At 40.8% G+C, this 20026-nt stretch carries 18 protein-coding genes; 12 read left to right on the top strand and 6 right to left on the bottom strand.

Annotation, left to right across the window (positions count from 1 at the left end; all coding sequences use genetic code 11):
- The first annotated feature begins 907 nt into the window (after nt 1-907).
- Nucleotides 908-2512, top strand: a complete 1605-nt coding sequence (locus FJ709_RS19700) for a methyl-accepting chemotaxis protein (RefSeq protein WP_226410793.1) — start codon at nt 908-910, stop codon at nt 2510-2512.
- A gap of 362 nt (nt 2513-2874) precedes the next feature.
- On the opposite strand, the gene FJ709_RS14815 is transcribed toward FJ709_RS19700, so the two are convergent.
- Nucleotides 2875-4031, bottom strand: a protein-coding gene (locus tag FJ709_RS14815) for an IS3 family transposase (RefSeq protein ID WP_226410792.1) whose coding sequence is annotated in 2 segments (ribosomal slippage) — nt 2875-3785 and nt 3785-4031 — 1158 coding nt in all. Because the reading frame shifts where the segments join, the coding sequence is not laid out codon by codon here.
- Between the two features lie 161 nt (nt 4032-4192).
- The gene (locus FJ709_RS19610; RefSeq protein ID WP_264177946.1) at nt 4193-4315 is read right to left on the bottom strand and encodes a hypothetical protein; all 123 of its coding nucleotides are present in this window, start codon (nt 4313-4315) and stop codon (nt 4193-4195) included.
- Nucleotides 4316-5105: 790 nt separating this feature from the next.
- On the opposite strand from FJ709_RS19610, the gene FJ709_RS14810 reads away from it, so the two are divergent.
- The 7 genes from FJ709_RS14810 to FJ709_RS14780 all read left to right on the top strand — a co-directional run bounded on the left by FJ709_RS14810 (nt 5106) and on the right by FJ709_RS14780 (nt 11642).
- Nucleotides 5106-5687, top strand: coding sequence for a hypothetical protein (locus tag FJ709_RS14810; RefSeq protein WP_226410791.1), 582 nt, complete (start codon nt 5106-5108; stop codon nt 5685-5687).
- A gap of 92 nt (nt 5688-5779) precedes the next feature.
- A complete protein-coding gene (locus tag FJ709_RS14805; protein WP_226410790.1) occupies nt 5780-6232 on the top strand; it encodes a nuclear transport factor 2-like protein in 453 nt (150 codons plus the stop codon).
- 136 nt (nt 6233-6368) lie between these two features.
- Nucleotides 6369-6860 carry a hypothetical protein gene (locus FJ709_RS14800; RefSeq protein WP_226410789.1) on the top strand — a complete coding sequence of 164 codons (492 nt, stop codon included), beginning with the start codon at nt 6369-6371 and terminating at the stop codon, nt 6858-6860.
- Nucleotides 6861-7287: 427 nt separating this feature from the next.
- Entirely contained in the window at nt 7288-8577 is a 1290-nt protein-coding gene (locus FJ709_RS14795) for an NCS2 family permease (RefSeq protein ID WP_226410788.1), read from the top strand.
- A 179-nt stretch (nt 8578-8756) separates the two neighbouring features.
- Nucleotides 8757-9887, top strand: a complete 1131-nt coding sequence (gene proB, locus FJ709_RS14790) for a glutamate 5-kinase (protein WP_226410787.1) — start codon at nt 8757-8759, stop codon at nt 9885-9887.
- Entirely contained in the window at nt 9877-11178 is a 1302-nt protein-coding gene (locus FJ709_RS14785) for a glutamate-5-semialdehyde dehydrogenase (RefSeq protein WP_226410786.1), read from the top strand. The genes proB and FJ709_RS14785 overlap by 11 nt, the downstream gene beginning before the upstream one ends.
- Before the next feature lie 59 nt (nt 11179-11237).
- Entirely contained in the window at nt 11238-11642 is a 405-nt protein-coding gene (locus FJ709_RS14780; protein WP_226410785.1) for an RDD family protein, read from the top strand.
- Between the two features lie 94 nt (nt 11643-11736).
- Here FJ709_RS14780 and FJ709_RS14775 read toward each other — a convergent pair whose 3' ends face one another.
- The 4 genes from FJ709_RS14775 to FJ709_RS14760 all read right to left on the bottom strand — a co-directional run bounded on the left by FJ709_RS14775 (nt 11737) and on the right by FJ709_RS14760 (nt 16006).
- Entirely contained in the window at nt 11737-12459 is a 723-nt protein-coding gene (locus FJ709_RS14775; protein WP_226410784.1) for a TorF family putative porin, read from the bottom strand.
- Nucleotides 12460-12691: 232 nt separating this feature from the next.
- Nucleotides 12692-13057, bottom strand: a complete 366-nt coding sequence (locus FJ709_RS14770; protein ID WP_226410783.1) for a cupin domain-containing protein — start codon at nt 13055-13057, stop codon at nt 12692-12694.
- Between the two features lie 16 nt (nt 13058-13073).
- The gene (locus FJ709_RS14765; protein ID WP_226410782.1) at nt 13074-14570 is read right to left on the bottom strand and encodes a CoA-acylating methylmalonate-semialdehyde dehydrogenase; all 1497 of its coding nucleotides are present in this window, start codon (nt 14568-14570) and stop codon (nt 13074-13076) included.
- Between the two features lie 86 nt (nt 14571-14656).
- Nucleotides 14657-16006 (bottom strand): aspartate aminotransferase family protein, encoded by a 1350-nt coding sequence (locus FJ709_RS14760; RefSeq protein WP_226410781.1) that lies wholly within the window; start codon nt 16004-16006, stop codon nt 14657-14659.
- 292 nt (nt 16007-16298) lie between these two features.
- Here FJ709_RS14760 and FJ709_RS14755 point away from each other — a divergent pair, with 292 nt between their 5' ends.
- From FJ709_RS14755 to FJ709_RS14740, 4 genes are all read left to right on the top strand, one after another.
- Nucleotides 16299-17795: an aldehyde dehydrogenase gene (locus FJ709_RS14755; RefSeq protein ID WP_226410780.1), complete on the top strand. Its 1497-nt coding sequence runs from the start codon at nt 16299-16301 to the stop codon at nt 17793-17795.
- Between the two features lie 132 nt (nt 17796-17927).
- Nucleotides 17928-18128: a hypothetical protein gene (locus FJ709_RS14750; protein WP_226410779.1), complete on the top strand. Its 201-nt coding sequence runs from the start codon at nt 17928-17930 to the stop codon at nt 18126-18128.
- Nucleotides 18129-18369: 241 nt separating this feature from the next.
- Entirely contained in the window at nt 18370-19218 is an 849-nt protein-coding gene (locus FJ709_RS14745; protein ID WP_226410778.1) for a sulfurtransferase, read from the top strand.
- 56 nt (nt 19219-19274) lie between these two features.
- Nucleotides 19275-19985, top strand: coding sequence for a ZIP family metal transporter (locus FJ709_RS14740; RefSeq protein ID WP_226410777.1), 711 nt, complete (start codon nt 19275-19277; stop codon nt 19983-19985).
- The last annotated feature ends 41 nt before the right edge of the window (nt 19986-20026 follow it).

The raw sequence follows: 20026 nt of genomic DNA, 5'->3' as shown, positions 1-20026 counted from the left end.
ACTTAATGTGTTGTTAATAGTTTGTTCTGTGTTTGTTAAAACCTTTATTTGGTAATGTTATTACCGAATAAAGGTTTTTTGTGATTTATATCAAATAAAGCTTGTAATTAAATTACAGTTTTGTATAATTATCTTCGTCGGCAAGCAAGACACCGTCAATGCTAGTAAATCCAGGATGGATGTTATCTCCAAGGAATCGAGTGAAAGAAAGTTGTCTCAATGGATTGAGAAAGGTTAGTTCCACGGATCAGAACCACTACTAGGTTTATACAACTTTAATTTGGAGAATTTATTATGTCTTATTTAGGCAATGGCAAGATATTTTGGCAAAACACTTGGATTAATCCAGAGGCTTTGCGTGGCGGTTTTTTCGCCATGAAGTTTTAAAATAGTTCAACTTATTTCCGTTTGACTATTCACAACCCTTTTTCGTCTTATTGACGTTTAGACTCGGGTAATAAATCAACTTGATTTGTTCCCTTATCACATCCCCAAGTGATACTAGTTTTCCGTTCCCCAACGGGATACTTGAACCCATGTCTGCCTACTCTTATGAGTAGGCTTTTTTTTGTCTGTCGTTTATGTCATTTCAGCCGCGGCTTCAATCACAAGCCTGCTTAAAATGCTACTTCAGATTAATGGGGGCACTATAAGTGCCTTTAAGAGTGTTTTGCTAAAGCATCATAAAAAGGGCTGGTTTAATTTCTTTTGTTAAAGCGGAGCAATTCTTAAAGCAGAGCAATTATTAAAGCGGAGCAATATTTATGTCCCGTTATATATTTTATCTAATGATTTTAAGGGTAAACCAGTCATCTGCTAATTACTTCAATTACTTCGGCCTTAAATAGTGATCTATTAGTGCTCAATTAACGTATTAATTTTGTTAATTTTTTATTAGAGATCTATTATGTGGTTCAGTTCAACAATTAGTAGGAAAGTGCTAGCATTGCAGTTAGTTACCACGCATCAGTCAGCAGCTGTTGTGGTCGATGCTCAGCAAAATATTATTGCCTTTAATGATGCTTTTAACCAATTAAGCCAGCGCTTAAAACAAGCTTGTCATAATCAAACCTTTACCTTGTTGCTTCGTCGTTATGACAGTATTAGCAAAACTATTCGCTGTGATGAAAACCTACTATTTAATCAGCAAGTTATCCAACTTACTTATAAAAACTTAGCGTCTTGCTCACTTTATACGTTTGATGCTGTATCAACGCCGTTATTAAATGAAAGTGTGTGGCAAGCGTTATTAGCTTTCAGTGGCAAGGCCTATGTTGTATTTGATAACAATGAAAAGTTAGTCACAGCTAATTTGGAACCCGTAAATGCTGATTCTATTTATTTAAATCAAGCAGATATCAATTTAAGTAAAACGTTACAAAACGGGCTTAACAATAAAGATCAACTACTTTGTTTATCTGAACAAGATAAGGTCTATGTCCATGTGGAGCGCCACAAAATTGATTCTGGTAATCAAAAGCTCACAGCCTATGTATTATCCCATCAAAAGCAAAACCAGCATATCAAGCAATTCGAAATGTTATCAAAAGTGGTAAGCAATACTAGCACTAGTGTATTGATCACTGATAAATATGGTTTAGTCGAATATGTAAATCCTGGTTTTGAAAAGCTTTCAGGCTTGACTCTTGCAGAGGTTAAGGGGAAAAAACCCGGTATTCTTTTGCAAGGTGAACAAACCGACAAAGAAACGATTAAGCGCATATCTCAAAAGCTCAAAGCAAAACAAGCCTTCTATGAAGAGATATTGAATTTTGATAAAAATGGGGTGCCATATTGGATTGTATTGGCGGTAAATCCGATTTTTAATGACAAGGGGGAGCACACAGGTTTTGTTGGTGTAAGCTCTGATGTGCGTGAAATCAAGCGTATTTTGTTAGAACAGATTAATCAAAGAGATGCAATAAGTAGTCATTCGGCAGTGCTAGAGTTTAACCAAAGTGGTCAGTTTATTTCGGCTAATGACTATACTAAAAAGCAGTTAAATTTATACGACGATATACAAATGCAAAATGTAGTGGGAAATTTAAAAGACCATTTAGATCATTCTCGTACGCAGATGATCCTACGAGGCGAACCGACAGCAGTCATGATGAAACTGATTTATCAGGGCACTGAAGTTATTTTAGATTGTATTATTTCTTCCATTACGGATTTGAATGGAAATATTTCTAAGTATATTGTTTTTGGCAGTAATGTTTCTTCTCGTAATAAGTTAGTGACCGAAACGCATCATGCTATGTCTACAGTGTTGAGTAAAATTCAAAATACGGTAACGACCATTAATGCGGTCGCCGATCAAACTAACCTATTAGCACTCAATGCTGCCATCGAAGCAGCAAGAGCTGGTGAAGCTGGACGAGGATTTGCCGTGGTTGCGGACGAAGTTCGTAATCTTGCAAAAACGTCGAATGACGCCGCGGTTCAAATTGGCCTACTCATCAATGAAACTCAATCTCATGTTGATGAATTAGCTTCTTTTCTAAGTGAGTAAGCCGATCTTAACTTGCTCTAGCAGTCTATAAGTTGTTCAAAAGACTCACTTTAATGAGTGGGCTTGAAATGAGTTGGCTTATGCGGTTCTTGAATGAGCTGATTGCTCTAATGGCCAACAAAGAAGATAAGTGCACTGGCAGATTTCACTCGTTGCAATTCATGGCGCTCAGCATTTAGTCCAGCTGAAGTCATTCAAATTTGTTGCCGACGAATTTATAACAGGGCAGATTTACCTATTCCTGATAGGGCCTGAGATTTATAGACACTTTTTATGTTATTCACTCTCCGACACGCAGCATGCTTTCGAAATAAAAAGTCCTTGTAGCTCAGATGACCTACCCATGGGTCGGATTGTTCTGGTCAACTCCAACCGGACACTTTTCTAAAAGAAATTTCAAAATCTATCGGTGACTGATCAGCATTTGCCGAGTGCAGTCGCTCTAGATTGTAATATTTCATATATTTAGCTACATCATCACACATATGGTGACGAGTTGGCTGTGGTATTTTTAATAGCCAATCATGCTTTAAACTACCAAAGAAACGCTCCACAACTGCATTGTCCCAACACGCACCGACATCACCCATACTCGCTCGACAGTTCAATTGTTTTAATAAACGTCGATACCCTTTACTCGTATACTGCGAACCTCTATCGCTATGAAATACTAAGCCTTTAGGTGGTTTTCGCAAGTTGTAAGCCTTCAAAAATGCTTTCTCCACTAAGCTTCTCGTCATACGCTTAGAGATATGCCAGCCGACGATTCTGCGAGAATACAAATCCATTACAACGGCAAGATATAGCCAACCTTCACCTGTTTTAAGATAGCTCACATCACCTGCCCATACTTGGTTTGGCCCAACAGGATTAAAATTCATATTAAGCAAATTATCAGCCACGCTATCACTGTGTTTACGCTTTGTGGTGACTTTATAAGCCAGACGTTGCGTTACCACCAGTTTCAATCGCGCCATTAACTTAATAGTGCGATAACGTGTAATGCTAACCCCTTCTTTGCGTAATGCTTTAGCTAACTCTCTGCTACCTAGGCTGTTTCTACTGGCCTTGAATAATGCTTTAGCTCGACGAAATAATTCTAGAGTGTCAGCAGTGATAAGCTCACCAGGCCTTTTAAGCCAAACGTAATACGCTGACGAACTGACTTGCATCACTTTACACGCCATCGAAATAGGAAATTTCGACTCAAGATTATTGATAAATGAATACCTTACTTCATTTCTTTCGCAAAGAAGGCGCTGGCCTTTTTTAGTATTTCGCGCTCCATCAATAAGCGTTTATTCTCTTTACGCAATAACATGAGCTCAGTGCGTTCATCTACAGATAATGCATCGCCTTGAGTTAGCTTTTTTTGTTTAGCCACCCAGTTATAAAGAATTTTATCTGTAATACCTAAAGACGCTGCTGCTTGGACTATCGTGTAATTTTGTTCAAGAACCAAAGCGACAGCTTCTTGTTTAAAATCATCTGGATATTGTTTATTTATTCGTTTAGTCATATTCACCTCAATAATGGCATTATTATATTCCTTTATTGAAGTGTCCGGCTAATTCAACCACAACAGATGGTCGGCTCGCAAATCACCATAATGAATCTTTCGAGTATTTGCTTTATCGGCAAGTTTTAATGAGTGAGTGACATAAGATTTTTTCAAAAACACTAACTCACTTTTGCCGCTAAGTGTTTTTGCCATTTGAAAAAATCAAAGTCGTGACGCTTCGCCCACACCAGATTTAGACCGCAATTTTCTTTTAGTATTTCTAAACGGGTTTGGATTAACATCGCAGGATTCCATCCTGCACCGGCCAAAAGGGTATCAACAGCAATACCCTCTTTACTTTTAATTAAAGAATTAGGCCCTGCCGCCCCAGACGAAAAATGCTGAAAAGCGCATAATTTTCGATGGGGATCGCTCCAGCTTTAAACCTCATTTGTAACCAGCTTCGGCCATTATCAAAAAGCCCTAATGCTTCCGATGTGCCATCCCTGGCCCATCGGAAGCTAGCGTGGCATCCATGGCAAGCTCACGGGTTCTCGGAATAAAGAGTCTCGATGACCTCAATTCAAACTGTAAATCCCAGCTTTTTTTACTGTATTGTTACGAATGAAGTTAAATCGAAGATGTGAAAATTTCGGGTGCAGATGAGCCAGCGAGTATCCATAACAGGGCGAAGTTTCACTAAGTGAAACATTTCTGAGCGAGAGGCATGGATGCCGAACTGGCTGTTTAACATGTATGTTATTTGTTTTGGTTAAGCCCACATGGATGTGCTTGCGGCGTCTCGCTGGATCATCTGCACATAGGCCTGCGGCAGGCAATTGGTTAGGTTGAAGTTGCGTGATTCAGTAACCAAACAAGTAAAAAACAAAGTAAAACATTGAATTAAAGCTATAAAGTAGATTAAAGTATGAAAATAAAGGACGGCGTTGGCTATCTCGAATACGACTATCGAGCTCGTCATTTAAGGAAGAAAAGCCACACAATGATATGTGCCCATCAACTCCCCCTATAATGTCATAGAGAGTGCAAAATTATGGGTAACAATGTTGTTATAGTAAACAAGGAGGTTTTATGAAAATCTTAAAGTTAGCAATACCTTTACTTTTCATTTTCAATGTTTCAGCCGAAGAAGTTAACATTTCCCTTGTCAATGATTCAGATAATGAGAAAGCTAAGCAGAAACAAGTTCTACGGCTTATTGAAACACATGATCTAGAAAAGTGGTGGTTTACCGATAATATCATCATAGATGAATCGGCAAGAAGCCCGTCAAGTCACCCCGTTTTAATTCTTACTGCAACTATGCCAAACAACGATCCTGCTGGCTTATCGCAGCTTTTACATGAACAAATACATTGGTTTGAAGATATTCGAAAAATTCAAGTTTCACAAACAATAGCAGAACTTAATAAATTATATCCTTCAGTGCCAGTTGGGTTCCCCGACGGTGCTAGAAGTGAATCTTCTACATACCTCCATTTAGCGGTATGTCTTATGGAGTTGGATGCTCTGGCACAAATATTAGGTAAAGAGAAAGCTGAGGAAGTGATTGCTACTAATGGTAAATACTTTTATAAATGGATTTACCAAACAGTGCTTGAAGACCAAATACAGATAAGGCAGATTTTAAAAAACAATGATTTGTATATTTAACAATACCATCTAGTAAATCGCTAAACTCGTTCCCTTCGGTCATAGAGTAAAAATTGCTTAATGTTATACCGCAATTAACATAGGAGTTTATTTTGAAAAAATTGTATTTATTTTTGTTATCCCTGTCGATTTCGCTATCACTGAGTGCTGCAGAAATTGATTTAACAGAATTTGGAAAATCGTACTTTACAGCATGGAAAGCCACCCAAGCACCAAATGCTACTAAACAGGATATAGAACATTATTTGGCGTTCTTAAAAGATGATGTGGGGCACCAACACCTACCTTACGATCCCGACGATTCACGTTTACCGGACGGCAAAGAAAGTATGCGTAATGGCATGTCATTCTATCTCGGCTCCCATACAAACTATTCAGCTGAACTTTATGAGGTTGTCCCCGCTTATAATGCTGTTGTCATCACTTATTTAACCCATAGCAGTGGTGTTCATCCTCAAACTAAAGAAGTTATTGATCAAAGCTATGAGACTATGGAAGTTTTAGAAATAGAAGACGGCAAGGTGTCTGTCATTAGGAAGTATTAAGAATAGTGCAAGGGCGTAGCAAGGTTTAACGCATGCCCTTCAGTCATTGAGACAAAAACACTGCGCTGATTCGCGATTGTCTCGCAGTGCTTTTCTCCGTTAGTTTAGCGTTATATTACTACGGACAGTTTTGAGTATGTCATTAAGTTTTATACATAAATCATTTGTTGTTCCACTATTTTTAAATACAGAACACTTTTATTTCAGAGTGCTAGAGGATTCAATTGCAGACTTAGATTTTGAGGCTGTGATGTCTAGCCAGAAGAGACTTCAAGGCATTTTTGGCTTAGGCTCAGATTGGCCAAAAATCGACATGTTGATAGAAGCCAATATTGAAAGTCTTAAAATCCACAAAAAAGAGTTTGAATCTAGGGAGGCATTTGCATATTCAGTTTTTAATCATAATGAAACCAAATGTCTTGGTTCTGTTTATATAGATCCCAGTCAATCCCAACATCATGATTGCGATGTATATTTATGGGTGCGGGATGATAGTTTAGGGTTAGATCAAGAACTGTATAATGTTGTTGTTAAATGGCTCTCTAATGACTGGCCCTTTGCTAAAGTAGCATTTCCTGGACGGTCTATTTCGTGGTCAGAATGGAGTAAGCAGTTAAAAATTGTATAACAAGACTATAGTTTAACTCATAGTTTCTTAATCAAAATATCTACCAAAAATGAGTTTTAATTTTTAATGCATTTCTTACATCACAGAGCGTAGTGCTAACACGTGTCGAGTGTTACCGTTAATCTGAAGCTACCATGTAACGTAAATTGTTGCGTGTTAAACCTATTAGCAAAATCACCTTATAATTTTCATTGAAAGTGAAGCTTCTAACGCATGATTGGTATTACCCTCATTCAGTTTTAAAAGTGATTAACCTGCTACAAAAAGTCTGTTTTCAGGCTTTATCAGGTGTTTTTGCGTCTAAAGTATGATTTTATAACATGCTACAGGATATAATCTCCCTCCTTTGAGCATTCGGGGTCATTTATCGGATCAGCTCAAAATAATAAAAACATTAATTAACCCTACACCCAAGGTAACGAGTTCTATGCTAGAAAAACTATTTAAACTAAAACAAAACAATACCTCGTTAAAGCAAGAAGTGGTTGCGGGTTTAACGACCTTTTTAACTATGGCTTACATCATTTTTGTTAACCCAATGATGCTTGCAGATGCAGGAATGGATCATGGTGCTGTATTCGTCGCAACCTGTTTAGCTGCTGCAATTGGTTGTTTAATCATGGGGTTGTTAGCCAATTATCCTATCGCGCTAGCACCGGGGATGGGGCTAAATGCCTTCTTTACTTACACCGTGGTCGGTGAGATGGGATACAGCTGGGAAACTGCACTAGGCGCTGTGTTTATGTCGGGTGTCTGTTTCTTGGTGTTGTCTCTAGTCAAAATTCGTGAGTGGATTGTTAACAGTATTCCAATGTCGTTACGGTTTGGTATTGCCGCAGGTATCGGGTTATTTTTAGCCTTAATCGGCTTAAAAAGTGCCGGCATTGTGGTGGCAAGCCCTGCTACCTTAGTGACTATGGGCGATATCACGTCGTTTCCGGCTGTGATGGCATCACTTGGGTTCTTTCTGATCATTGCAATGGTGCATCGCGGCTGGAAAGCGGCGGTCATTCTCAGCATTATGACCGTCACCGTATTAGGTTTGCTATTTGGTGATGTGCAATACAATGGCTTAGTGTCTGTACCTCCTTCTATTATGCCGACATTCATGAAAATGGATATTTCCAGCGTATTAGAAATTAGCATGATTTCAGTGATTTTTGCCTTCTTGTTTGTCGATTTATTCGATACCTCAGGCACTTTGGTTGCTGTGGCTCAACGGGGTGGTTTCTTAGATGATAAAGGCCGTTTACCACGAGTTAAACGCGCCTTAACGGCAGACAGTGTTGCCACCATTACCGGTGCCATGTTAGGTACATCTACTACCACCAGTTATATTGAAAGTACTGCGGGTGTGAGTGCAGGTGGTCGTACAGGCTTAACCGCTGTGGTAGTCGGCATTTTATTCTTAGCGGCATTATTTATTTCGCCATTAGCGGGTATGGTGCCAGCCTACGCTACATCGGGTGCGTTATTTTACGTCGCTATTTTGATGATGTCTGGTCTTGTTAATGTTGATTGGGATGACTTAACTGAAGCAGCTCCGGTAGTGGTAACCTGTTTATTAATGCCGCTGACGTTCTCTATTGCGAATGCTATTGGTTTTGGGTTTATCTCTTATTTAGTGATAAAGCTATTAACAGGTCGATTTAAAGACTTAAATGCCGGTGTGATATTTATAGCCATTTTATTTCTGGTGAAGTTTATTTACGGCTAGGTCGTGTAAGTCGAGTCATATTAATTAAGGGTTATGCAATGCATAGCCCTTTTTTATTGCTTATCTCGAATTAAATTCATTTAAGCCGATTCAAATGCAGCTTTATCTAGGAATTTTGTAGCGAATTGGGTATAAAAATAGCTCGTACTATTTATCAATCAAATTTGAGAGAAGCTTAAATGGGTTATCGCCGCGTGGTAGTGAAGTTAGGCACCAGTGTACTGACTTCTGGCAGCAAAAAATTAGATAAAGCACATATGGTTGAGTTGGCCAGACAAATGGCTTATTTAATGAAATCGGGTGTTGAAGTGGTGTTATGTACTTCAGGCGCTATTGCTGCGGGGCGTGAACATCTGCAATACCCCATTTTGCCTGATACCATGGCGCATAAACAGCTGCTTGCCGCGGTAGGGCAAAGCCAGTTAATTCTCGCCTGGTCACAACTGTTTAGTTTGTACGGTTTACACGTGGGGCAATTGCTGCTGACACGGGCCGATCTGCAAGACCGCGAACGCTATTTGAATGCCCGCGATACCTTAAATGCGTTACTCGATAACAATATTATTCCGATCATTAATGAAAATGATGCCGTAGCAACCAATGAAATTAAGGTGGGCGACAATGACAATTTATCGGCGCGCGCCGCATTACTTTGTGATGCTGATTTATTGATTTTGCTGACCGATCAAAAAGGCCTTTTTGATGCCGACCCGCGAACTAACCCTGATGCCCAGTTAATCAAACAGGTGGTCAATATTGACGACAGTTTACGTTTGTTAGCGGGCGGTTCGGTTTCCGGTTTAGGCACAGGCGGTATGGCAACTAAACTTGAAGCTGCTGATATTGCCAGACGTGCGGGAATTGAGGTGGTTATCGCTTCTGGCCATCATCCAGATGTGATTAATAAAGTGGCTATGCGAGAGTCTGTAGGGACACATTTTAGTGCCATAGATACGCCACTTGAAAGCCGTAAACAGTGGATTTTGGCCGGCCCGGCTAGCCAGGGAAAACTGTATATTGATCAGGGCGCTGCTACTGCCGTTATTGAAAGTGGCCGCAGCTTATTGTCTAAAGGCATTGCTCGTATTGAAGGTAATTTTGAGCGTGGCGCAACCGTGTTAATTGTCAATGCTCAGGCAAAAGTACTGGGTAAAGGGATCAGTCGATATTGCGCCGCCGATTTACGTAAAATTTGCGGTAAGCATTCAAATGAGATTGAAGCTATTTTAGGTTATGACTATGGTGATGCCGCGGTTCATCGCAATGATATGGTGGTATTAGAAAACAAGGAAACAGTACATGTCAGTTAATCAAGTGTCAGTAAAACAAGATCAAGTTAATGAGTATCTGGTTAACTTAGGCCAGCAAGCTAAAGCGGCCAGTTTTATCCTGGCCACTTTATCGGCTAAACAAAAAAATCACCTTTTACAAACCATTAGCCAGAGCTTAGCAGAGCATGCAGAGGTTATTTTAGCCGCCAATGCTAAAGATGTTATCGCCGCTAAAGGTAATGGCTTAACCGATGCCATGATTGATCGCTTAATGCTTGATGAAGGTCGCTTAGCGGGCATTATTGGCGATATTGATAATGTGATTGCCTTAGCCGACCCAATAGGAAAAGAAGCTGCAAGTCAGTTGCTTGATAATGGATTGCGACTGACTCAGCGCAGTGTACCTTTAGGTGTGGTGGGAGTCATTTATGAAGCTCGTCCTAATGTTACTGTCGATATTGCTGTGCTTGCTTTAAAAACCGGTAATGCGGTTATTTTACGTGGTGGTAAAGAAACCATTGAATCAAATAAAGTATTGAGTGAAGTTATCCGCGGTGCATTAACTAGCTTGAACTTGCCTGAAGGCGCGGTTCAGCTAATTGATTCACCAGAGCGCGCTATTGTTAGCGGCCTACTGCGCCTAGATAAATATGTCGATATGATCATTCCTCGCGGTGGTCATACTTTACAGCGTTTATGCGCTGAGCAGTCTAGTATTCCAGTTATTCTTGGCGGTATTGGTATTTGTCATTTATTGGTAGATAAAAGTGCTGATTTAAGTCGTGCTATAGATGTTATCGCTAACGCGAAAGTGCAACGGCCAACCGTGTGTAACGCCCTTGATACCTTATTAGTTGATCAAGCGGTTGCCAGTGAGTTTGTGCCTAAAGTGGCTGCCCATTTACACAGTCTTGGGGTGAGGTTTTACGCTTGCGATCAAGCTCAAGGGTATTTAGAGGGGTTAGGTTTTGATGTCAGCGCCGCCGCTGATGATGAGTCGTTTTCAACTGAGTGGTTATCATTAACCTTGGGCATTAAAGTGGTTGATAATATTGATGGGGCCATTAGTCATATTCGTCAATATTCAAGCGGGCATTCTGAAGCGATTTTAACCGACGATATTCATGCTGCCAGTTACTTTATGAATCAAGTTGATTCAGCCGCTGTGTATGTTAACGCTAGTACTCGTTTTACCGATGGTTCTCAATTTGGTTTAGGCGCCGAAGTGGCGGTCAGTACCCAAAAATTACATGCTCGTGGGCCAATGGCATTAGATGCGTTAACTACCTATAAGTGGTTAGCATGGGGTGATTATACCAGTCGTAGTTAATGGCTTATGGTGAGTGCTTATCAAGGTTACTAATGGATACATTTTTAAAGGAATAGCTCATGGAAAGAGAAACCGTCAGTACGGCCAGAATTGGCGCATTTACAATCGATATTGTCATTATATTAATAGTGATTATGCTTATTGCTAAAGGGTTAATGTTGGCTGGCATCACATTGCCAATAGGCTATGTGATGTTTCTGCTCATTCCATTATTGTTCTTTTTATATTGGGTTTTGGATATAAATGTAGGCAAAAAATTATTCAAAATTGAAGTCATAGATGAGAAAACTGGGCTAAAACCAACTGTTGGAAAGTACTTCGTCAGGTGTTTGCTGTTTTCATTGTTAGTCTCTATTAATTTGATATTGCTGATCCCTATTTTCGTTTCAAAAAAGAACCGAAGCTTTCATGACATGATGGCGGGTACACTTGTGGTGAAAAAGTTGCTTAATAGTAACCAATAACAACAAACAAAAAGCTTACTCATGGAGTAAGCTTTTTAAGGGGGTAATTCAATCAATTTAACTTAGTTTTTCTAATTTAGAATCTTAGCTGATTTTAAAAAGCGTAACTGACTGAAGCAAGGACAGTGTCTTTAGTTTTGAATATACCATCATCAACAGCATAATCGCCGTCTAGATCTGTCATTAAATAAGCCAGTGACAGGCCAAACCCTGCCACTTCAGTCGATACGCCGACAGAGTAATCAGAGTAGCTATCAAAGCCTTCGCCATCATCTAAAGCATCACCAAAGTTATAACCGTAATGAACATCTAAGCTCCAGTTTTCAGTGAATTCCCAGCCGTAGTTTAGCTCCATGTAATGTAAGTCTAAATCACTGCCACCGTAATCATTGGTATACCAATAAGCTGCTCTGAAACCGCTAAAATCTACACCTACAGTGGCTTCTAAATAGTCGAGTTCACTATCACCTGGATAGTTGTAACGGTAAAGCGTGACGTCCCAGCTAGTATTGTCATTAATTTCACCGTAGTAACCGGCATAGATATCTAACTCGATATCAGGGCCATTATAACCTTCTTCATCAAAGTCGACGTTGCTTGCCCATGCGCCTACAAAAAAGCCGTTTTCAGCACTCCAATCTACGCCTGCTTGCAGGGCTGGGTCGCCAGCAGTTTGAGATACGCCGCGAAAGCGATAGTCATTTGTAAGTGACACTTCACCTGAAAATTCAGCCATTACAGAACCTGAAAGCACGGAAGCAGAAAGGGTAAGGCCGGCTAATAGCGCTAGTCTGGTTTTTGTGAATGTTTTAGACACGATATCTTCTCCATTTATAGTTATATACTCAGTTTTGTAGGGCAAAACTGGTGGTGCCAACTTTACCAAAAACATATGTTTTGGTTTTATACTCCGTGGCAGGTGTTACAGGTAAATCATCATCTTAGTCTGGTATTTTTATGACCGTAGTCTGGTATTATTTGTGAATCATTTTAACATTTTTTGCAAGATATATTTTACAGGGTTAGCTATGCTAACCCTGAGTAGGTGCTTATTGCGCTTCAAAGATGACATACACCTTTTTACACTGGCCAATTACTTCCCAAGTCCCTATAAATCCTGCAGGGATAACAAACTTATCGCCGACAGTAACCGTCAATTTGGCGCCATTAGCATCAGTAATTACACTAGTGCCTTCAAGAATGTCACAGTATTCATGTTCGGTATATTGCACATTCCAACACCCAGCTTCGCTTTGCCATATGCCAACATTGAATTGCGAACAAGGACTGGCGTAATGGTTTTGCACGCTCTGTAATGGGTTGCCTTGCAGTCTTTTTTCATCAGCAAGATGATATTTATCTATTCCTGCCGAAGAGGTCGAAAAGCTTTGTATATCGTTAATCAATTTAGTCATTTAAACTCACCAATTCTTAGTTCATCGTTGGCATAATAAAGGCCGAACCTTCACTAACCACAGCGGCTTTTGGCCATCTTGCGGTAATGGCTTTACGTTTAGTGTAAAAACGAACGCCATCTGGTCCATGCATATGCAGAGGGCCAAACAGTGAACGTTTCCAGCCACCAAAACTATGAAATGCCATTGGCACAGGGATAGGCACGTTAACTCCGACCATGCCGACTTCAACATGGTGGCAAAAGTGTCTTGCCACTTCACCATTTTGAGTGAATATAGCGGTACCATTGCCAAATTCGTGTTTGTTAATTAGGTTAAGCGCCTGCGCATAATCTTTTACGCGAACAATCGCTAATACCGGACCAAAAATTTCTTGTTGGTAAATGGTCATCTCTGGGGTGACGTTATCGAACAAGCACGCACCTAAAAAGTAACCCTGTTGCTGATCTTTTACCGATAAACTTCTGCCATCGGCAATCAGTGTTGCCCCTTCAGCAACGCCTTGTTCAACATAGTCGCGTACTTTTTGTAGGTGCTGAGCTGAAATTAATGGCCCCATATCCATTTCAGGCGTTAAACCGTTACCAATTTTTAGCTTTTCAATTTGAGGGAGTAGGGCTTCAACTAATTTATCGCCGCTATTGCCAACCGCTAACACGACTGAAATTGCCATACAGCGTTCCCCCGCACTGCCATAAGCTGCCCCCATAAGGGCTTTAACCGCCTGGTCTAAATCGGCATCTGGCATTAATAGCATATGGTTTTTAGCGCCGCCAAGGGCTTGTACGCGTTTACCATGGGCTGATGCAGTGCTGTAAATGTATTCGGCGATTGGGGTAGAGCCTACAAAACTTACGGCTTGAACATCTGGATGAGTCAGTAGGGTATCAACGGCTTCTTTATCGCCATTTACTACGTTAAACACTCCATCAGGTAAGCCTGCTTCGGTAAGTAATTCAGCCATACGCAGCACGGAACTTGGATCTTTCTCTGATGGTTTCATGATGAAAGTATTACCGCAAGCAATGGCAATAGGGAACATCCACATTGGTACCATCACGGGAAAGTTAAAAGGCGCAATACCGGCAACCACACCTAAAGACTGGTTAACTGTCCAAGCGTCAACGCCGCCACCCACTTGTTGGGTGTGTTCGCCTTTTAGTAAATGCGGAATACCACAGGCAAATTCGACGACTTCTAGTCCGCGAACTAACTCACCTTTAGCATCATCTAGCACTTTGCCATGTTCTCGGGTAATTAACTCGGCCAGCTCGTCAATGTTTTGCTCCATTAACGCTTTGAACTTGAACAATACACGAGCGCGATTGAGCGGGGTAACCTGTGACCAAGTTTGATACGCCTGTTTTGCTATTTGAATGGCATCGCTGACTTCTTGCTCACACGCTAATGAAACATGACCACGTAATTCACCATTGGCAGGTTCATAAATAGCTTGTTTGCGTTCGCTTGCTGCTGTGTGCTTGCCATTGACATAATGAGATAGAGTGAGCATAAAAACCTTTTGCATTAATAGATTAAAGTGAATATTGAATTTAAATTAGTGATTTTTTTAGCATCGCTTATTGATTTTAAAGTGGGCTAGCCTACTGCGTGAATAGCATCGGTGAGGCTGTTAATCATGTCATCAATTTGAGATTTTTCGACAATTAATGGAGGTGATAAGGCTAAGATATCGCCCGTCGCCCTGATTAACGTGCCTTGCCTAAAACAGCGATCAAAAATTTCATAACCGCGCTTCCCTATGCCTTTTTCACTGGGGGAAAACTGGATCCCAGCAACTAGCCCAATATTGCGTATGTCGATAATATTAGGTAGGCCTTTTAAGCTGTGTACCGCATCTTCAAAATATTGGCTTAAGTCTTTAGCGCGCTGAAAAAGATTTTCTTGTTGGTAAATTTCTAATGTAGCTAAAGCGGATGCCGCAGCAACGGGATGGCCTGAATAGGTATAACCATGGAAAAATTCGATCATATTGTCAGGACCTTGCATGCAAGTGTCATGAAGGGTGTTACTGACAATGACAGCACCCATTGGAATAGCGCCGTTATTAATCGCTTTAGCAGTAGTAATGATGTCGGGCGTGACCTGCCAAAATTCACTGGCAAAAGCTGCCCCTAGTCGTCCAAATCCGGTGATCACTTCATCAAAAATTAATAGAATTCCGTGCTTTTGAGTAATTTCTCGTAGACGTTTTAAATAGCCATCAGGGGGTAAGATAACTCCAGCCGATCCAGACATTGGCTCAACAATAACCGCGGCGATATTTTCTGCACCGTGTAAAGTGACAAGCTGCTCTAAAATTTCCGCTTTTTCGATACCCTGTTTAGGCAGACCTCGAGAAAAGGCATTATTGTGGATGTCCAACGTATGGGGTAGGTGATCAACACCTTGTAACAGTTGGCCATGGAAGGTTTTACGGTTGTTACCAATACCACCAACAGAAATACCGCCAAAACCGACACCGTGATAACCGAGTTCTCGGCCGATAAAACGAGTACGTGTAGGCTGGCCATTTGCGCGGTGATAGCACAAGGCCATTTTTAAGGCGGTGTCTACAGATTCAGACCCTGAGTTAGTGAAAAAGACTTTATCTAACCCAGCAGGCGTTAATTCGGTGAGCTTATTGGCTAATTCAAATGCCAGAGGGTGGCCCACCTGAAATGAGGGGGCGTAATCCATTTGAGTTATTTGTTTGCTGACCGCTTCGGATATTTTTTTGCGCCCGTGACCTGCGTTGCAACACCATAACCCCGCAGTGCCATCTAATATGGCTTGACCATGATCGTCGGTGTAATACATTCCTTCAGCATGAGTCAATATTCTTGGATTGGCTTTAAACTGCTTATTGGCAGTAAAAGGCATCCAGTAGTTGGCCATTTCTGGTGTTGATGTTTGAGCATTCATTGATTGAGGCGACGTTTGTTGCATTACTAAATCCTTGTGCTTGAGCACTCCATATGACTCATTAGGAGGCCTTTTTATGTGATCAATAAATCTACAGGGTGGTCAATATTTGCTACGTTATATCAAATATAACGAACACGGAAGCATTTTTAGTAAAAAATTAAAGTAAATTGGACATTTTTGTAAAATATATTGAAATCTTTAGCGGTTAAGCATAATTTGAAGCATCGATTACAGCGTGTAATTAAAGTTAGGTTGTTTGGCTATTTTTTATGTCATTTAGCTAAACATGCATATATAGAATGACGAGGTAACAATGAGCTCTCCAACAAATCGTAGCGAATGGGAACAACTCGCAAAAAGTATCACTATTAATGGTAATGCCATGATTAATGGTGAATACCAATCTGCACACTCAGGTGAAACATTTGATTGTATTAGCCCAATTGATGGTCGATTATTAGTTAAAGTGGCTAGTTGTGATTACATTGACGCAAATAAAGCGGTTGCCAATGGCAAAGCTGTTTTTGAAGCCGGTACATGGTCACAATTAGCGCCAGTAAAACGTAAAGCCATTATGATCCGTTTTGCCGACTTATTAGAGCAAAATGCAGATGAGTTAGCGCTGTTAGAAACGCTAGATATGGGTAAGCCAATTCAGTTTGCTAAATCTGTTGATGTTGCGGGAGCTGCCCGTGCTATTCGATGGTGTGGTGAAGCCATTGATAAAATTTATGATGAAATTGCCCCCACAGCCCATAATGAAATAGGCATGATTACCCGCGAGCCTGTGGGTGTTGTTGCTGCTATTGTGCCTTGGAACTTCCCAATGATTATGGCGTGCTGGAAACTAGGCCCTGCGTTAGCAACAGGTAACAGCGTCATATTAAAGCCCTCAGAAAAATCTCCGTTAACAGCAATAAGAATGGCACAACTAGCGTTAGATGCAGGTATTCCTAAAGGCGTGTTAAACGTGTTGCCAGGCTTAGGACACACTGTTGGTACAGCATTAGCTTTACATATGGACGTTGATACTTTGGTGTTCACAGGTTCAACTAAAATTGCTAAACAACTGATGATTTACGCAGGGCAATCAAACATGAAACGCGTTTGGTTAGAAGCGGGTGGCAAAAGTCCTAACATAGTATTTAATGATGCGCCGGATTTAAAAGCCGCAGCACAAGCTGCAGCATCGGCCATTGCCTTTAACCAAGGTGAAGTATGTACCGCGGGATCGCGTTTATTGGTTGAGTCAGGTATTAAAGATGAGCTGATAAAATTGATTGCCGAAGAGTTAAAATCTTGGCAGCCTGGTCATCCGTTAGATCCTGAAACCGTTACCGGGGCTATGGTTGATGAACAGCAAATGAACAATGTGCTGGATTACATTAAAGCGGGTGAAGATGAAGGTGCCACCTTAGTGCAAGGGGGTAAGCAAGTGATGGCAGAAACGGGCGGAGTGTATGTGCAGCCGACTATTTTCTCTGGTGTAAATAATAAAATGACTATTGCCAGTGAAGAAATTTTTGGGCCTGTATTGTCAGTGATTGAATTTGACGGCATGGAACAAGCGATTGAAATTGCCAATGACACTATTTACGGTTTAGCCGCGGGTGTATGGACATCTAACTTGTCTAAAGCACATAAAACCGCCAAAGCATTACGCAGCGGTATGGTGTGGATTAACCATTACGATGGTGGTGATATGACCGCGCCATTTGGCGGTTATAAACAGTCAGGTAATGGCCGTGATAAGTCATTACACGCATTTGATAAATATACTGAAATCAAAGCAACTTGGATTGTTTTATAATCACAACGTGATAAGTCCTTAGCAAACTTAGTTGCGACAAAGCCCTATGATAATGAGTCATAGGGCTTTTTTATTAAGTGAAATTCATCAAAAAGTATCGTAAGAATATTGCGAAAGTATATTAGGATGGCATTGAACAACACACAGGAAGTGACGTTAATGCTTAAACAACGCTTTTATTTTTTAGCTACTATAACCATGGCTATTTTTTTAGGATTCATCATTTGGGTCATATATTTAGCGAACACTGGTGGCAGCAGTATTTTCTTCGACATCGTCAAACACATTCCCTATGGTGATAAAGTTGGTCATTGTTTCTATTTGGGGGATTAACCTATCTAGCTAATTTAACCTTACAATTTAAAACCATTCGGTTGGGGTCCTTACCGCTTTATCTTGGCAGCTGCTTAGTCGCATTATTTGTACTGGTGGAGGAAATAAGCCAAGGCTTTATTCCGCATCGGACATTTAGACATAGCCGATTTAGCGGCTGATGGCGTAGGTATAATGGTATTTAGCTACTTCACCTGGTTAACGCATAAATATGTAAAATCTTTTTCTAAAGGAGAAAATAATGAGTAATTCAACTGTTTCAACAGCTTGGCTGGTTGAGCATTTAGATGATAAAAACGTTATTTTGCTTGATGCTAGTATGGCGGTGGTATTAGGTAAAGAGCCGTTAATCTATGACAGGTTAATGTGCATACCCAATGCGATTAATATGGGTCTAGAGCAAGACTTCTTTAATCACGACTCACAGATGTCCCACGCTATGCCAACCGCTGAGCAATTCACCCATGCAGCACGTAAGTTAGGCATTAATCAGGACAGTACCGTAGTGATTTATGATAACCAAGGCATTTATTCATCACCGCGTGCCTGGTGGACTTTTAAGGTTATGGGGTTTGATAAGGTATTTGTGCTTGATGGTGGCTTACCACAATGGATGGCTGAAAACCTGCCTACAGCCAATCAGTTCTTAACCGCCAGCTTAGTCGGTAATGTAAAAGCTCAGCAACACACTGAGTTGGTGTGTGACTCTGCTAGCTTGCTGGCTATTGTTAGTGAGTACTCCGTGGATCAAAGTGGCTCACTGGTGTTTGATGCCAGGGCAGCGTCTCGTTTCAATGGTACTGCGCCAGAGCCTAGGGCGGGTGTACGAAGTGGCCATATACCTTATTCGGTCAATCTGCCTTTTGCGCAGGTGCTTGATGGAATAAAATTAAAGCCTTCGACAGAGCTGCAAATGATTTTTAATCAGCTTGATGAAAATCACGCCCAGCAGCGTATTTTTAGCTGCGGTTCAGGTATTACGGCTTGTATTTTGATACTTGCATCTAAGGTGGCAGGTCATCAACAGTCGATATTGTATGACGGCTCGTGGGCTGAATGGGGTTCAAGTGACCATTTCCCCGTAGCATAATATATAAGTATTTTATATAAAGCTTGTAAAAACAATGTCATAAAGAAGTGAAGGCTATGTCTGATGTATTGATCGTGGTGGGTGTTACTTTACTAGCAGGTTTGGCTATGCCACTTGGTGCGGTTATCGCTCAGATGGAGCACATCAAGTCTGATTGGCTGCAACAGGAGTTTCGCCATGGCGTGATGGCTTTTGGTGGCGGGGCGCTGTTATCTGCAGTTGGTTTGGTGTTAGTGCCTGAAAGTGTTGAGGTACTATCACTCCCATTGGCAGTTCTGTTTTTTGGGCTAGGCGCATTGGCGTTTATGTTGTTAGATATTTTATTGATTAAAATCAATACCCCAGCCAGTCAATTAAGCGCCATGCTGGCGGATTTTATTCCTGAATCTATTGCTTTAGGCGCTGCATTGGCTACCGGCAGTAAAACGGCCTTTTTATTAGCAGCATTAATTGGATTACAAAATTTACCAGAAGGGTTTAATGCTTATCGAGAGTTAAACCAACATAATCGTATTAAGCCTGGGTTATTAATAGGCATTTTTGCGCTAATTGCTCTGTTTGGGCCTATTGCTGGCATCATTGGTTATGTTTGGTTAGCGGACCAACCTGAGGTTATTGGAGTAATAATGATATTTGCCTCAGGTGGTATTCTTTATTCAGTATTTCAAGATATTGCTCCCCAAGTAAAGTTAGAGCAACATTGGTTTCCACCTTGCGGAGCGGTACTTGGTTTTGGGCTGGGTATGGTCGGTTATATGTTGACGTAATGACGGTTTACATTAGCGGCTGTAGGTTACCAACAGCCGCT

Origin of the sequence: Shewanella glacialimarina, from assembly GCF_020511155.1 — a bacterium.
GTDB classification, from domain to species: Bacteria; Pseudomonadota; Gammaproteobacteria; order Enterobacterales; family Shewanellaceae; genus Shewanella; species Shewanella glacialimarina.
The sequence above is the reverse complement of the archived record's forward strand: the minus strand, read 5'-3'. Positions and strand labels throughout refer to the sequence as shown.

What these genes read in the sequence shown, in the direction of transcription:
- FJ709_RS14760 (WP_226410781.1), bottom strand. Translation starts at nt 16,006, where the DNA reads ATGCAACAAACGTCGCCTCAATCAATGAATGCTCAAACATCAACACCA.
- FJ709_RS14770 (WP_226410783.1), bottom strand. Translation starts at nt 13,057, where the DNA reads ATGACTAAATTGATTAACGATATACAAAGCTTTTCGACCTCTTCGGCA.
- FJ709_RS19610 (WP_264177946.1), bottom strand. Translation starts at nt 4,315, where the DNA reads ATGTTAATCCAAACCCGTTTAGAAATACTAAAAGAAAATTGCGGTCTA.
- FJ709_RS14745 (WP_226410778.1), top strand. Translation starts at nt 18,370, where the DNA reads ATGAGTAATTCAACTGTTTCAACAGCTTGGCTGGTTGAGCATTTAGAT.
- proB (WP_226410787.1), top strand. Translation starts at nt 8,757, where the DNA reads ATGGGTTATCGCCGCGTGGTAGTGAAGTTAGGCACCAGTGTACTGACT.
- FJ709_RS14785 (WP_226410786.1), top strand. Translation starts at nt 9,877, where the DNA reads ATGTCAGTTAATCAAGTGTCAGTAAAACAAGATCAAGTTAATGAGTAT.
- FJ709_RS14765 (WP_226410782.1), bottom strand. Translation starts at nt 14,570, where the DNA reads ATGCTCACTCTATCTCATTATGTCAATGGCAAGCACACAGCAGCAAGC.
- FJ709_RS14810 (WP_226410791.1), top strand. Translation starts at nt 5,106, where the DNA reads ATGAAAATCTTAAAGTTAGCAATACCTTTACTTTTCATTTTCAATGTT.
- FJ709_RS19700 (WP_226410793.1), top strand. Translation starts at nt 908, where the DNA reads ATGTGGTTCAGTTCAACAATTAGTAGGAAAGTGCTAGCATTGCAGTTA.
- FJ709_RS14795 (WP_226410788.1), top strand. Translation starts at nt 7,288, where the DNA reads ATGCTAGAAAAACTATTTAAACTAAAACAAAACAATACCTCGTTAAAG.
- FJ709_RS14780 (WP_226410785.1), top strand. Translation starts at nt 11,238, where the DNA reads ATGGAAAGAGAAACCGTCAGTACGGCCAGAATTGGCGCATTTACAATC.
- FJ709_RS14755 (WP_226410780.1), top strand. Translation starts at nt 16,299, where the DNA reads ATGAGCTCTCCAACAAATCGTAGCGAATGGGAACAACTCGCAAAAAGT.
- FJ709_RS14740 (WP_226410777.1), top strand. Translation starts at nt 19,275, where the DNA reads ATGTCTGATGTATTGATCGTGGTGGGTGTTACTTTACTAGCAGGTTTG.
- FJ709_RS14800 (WP_226410789.1), top strand. Translation starts at nt 6,369, where the DNA reads ATGTCATTAAGTTTTATACATAAATCATTTGTTGTTCCACTATTTTTA.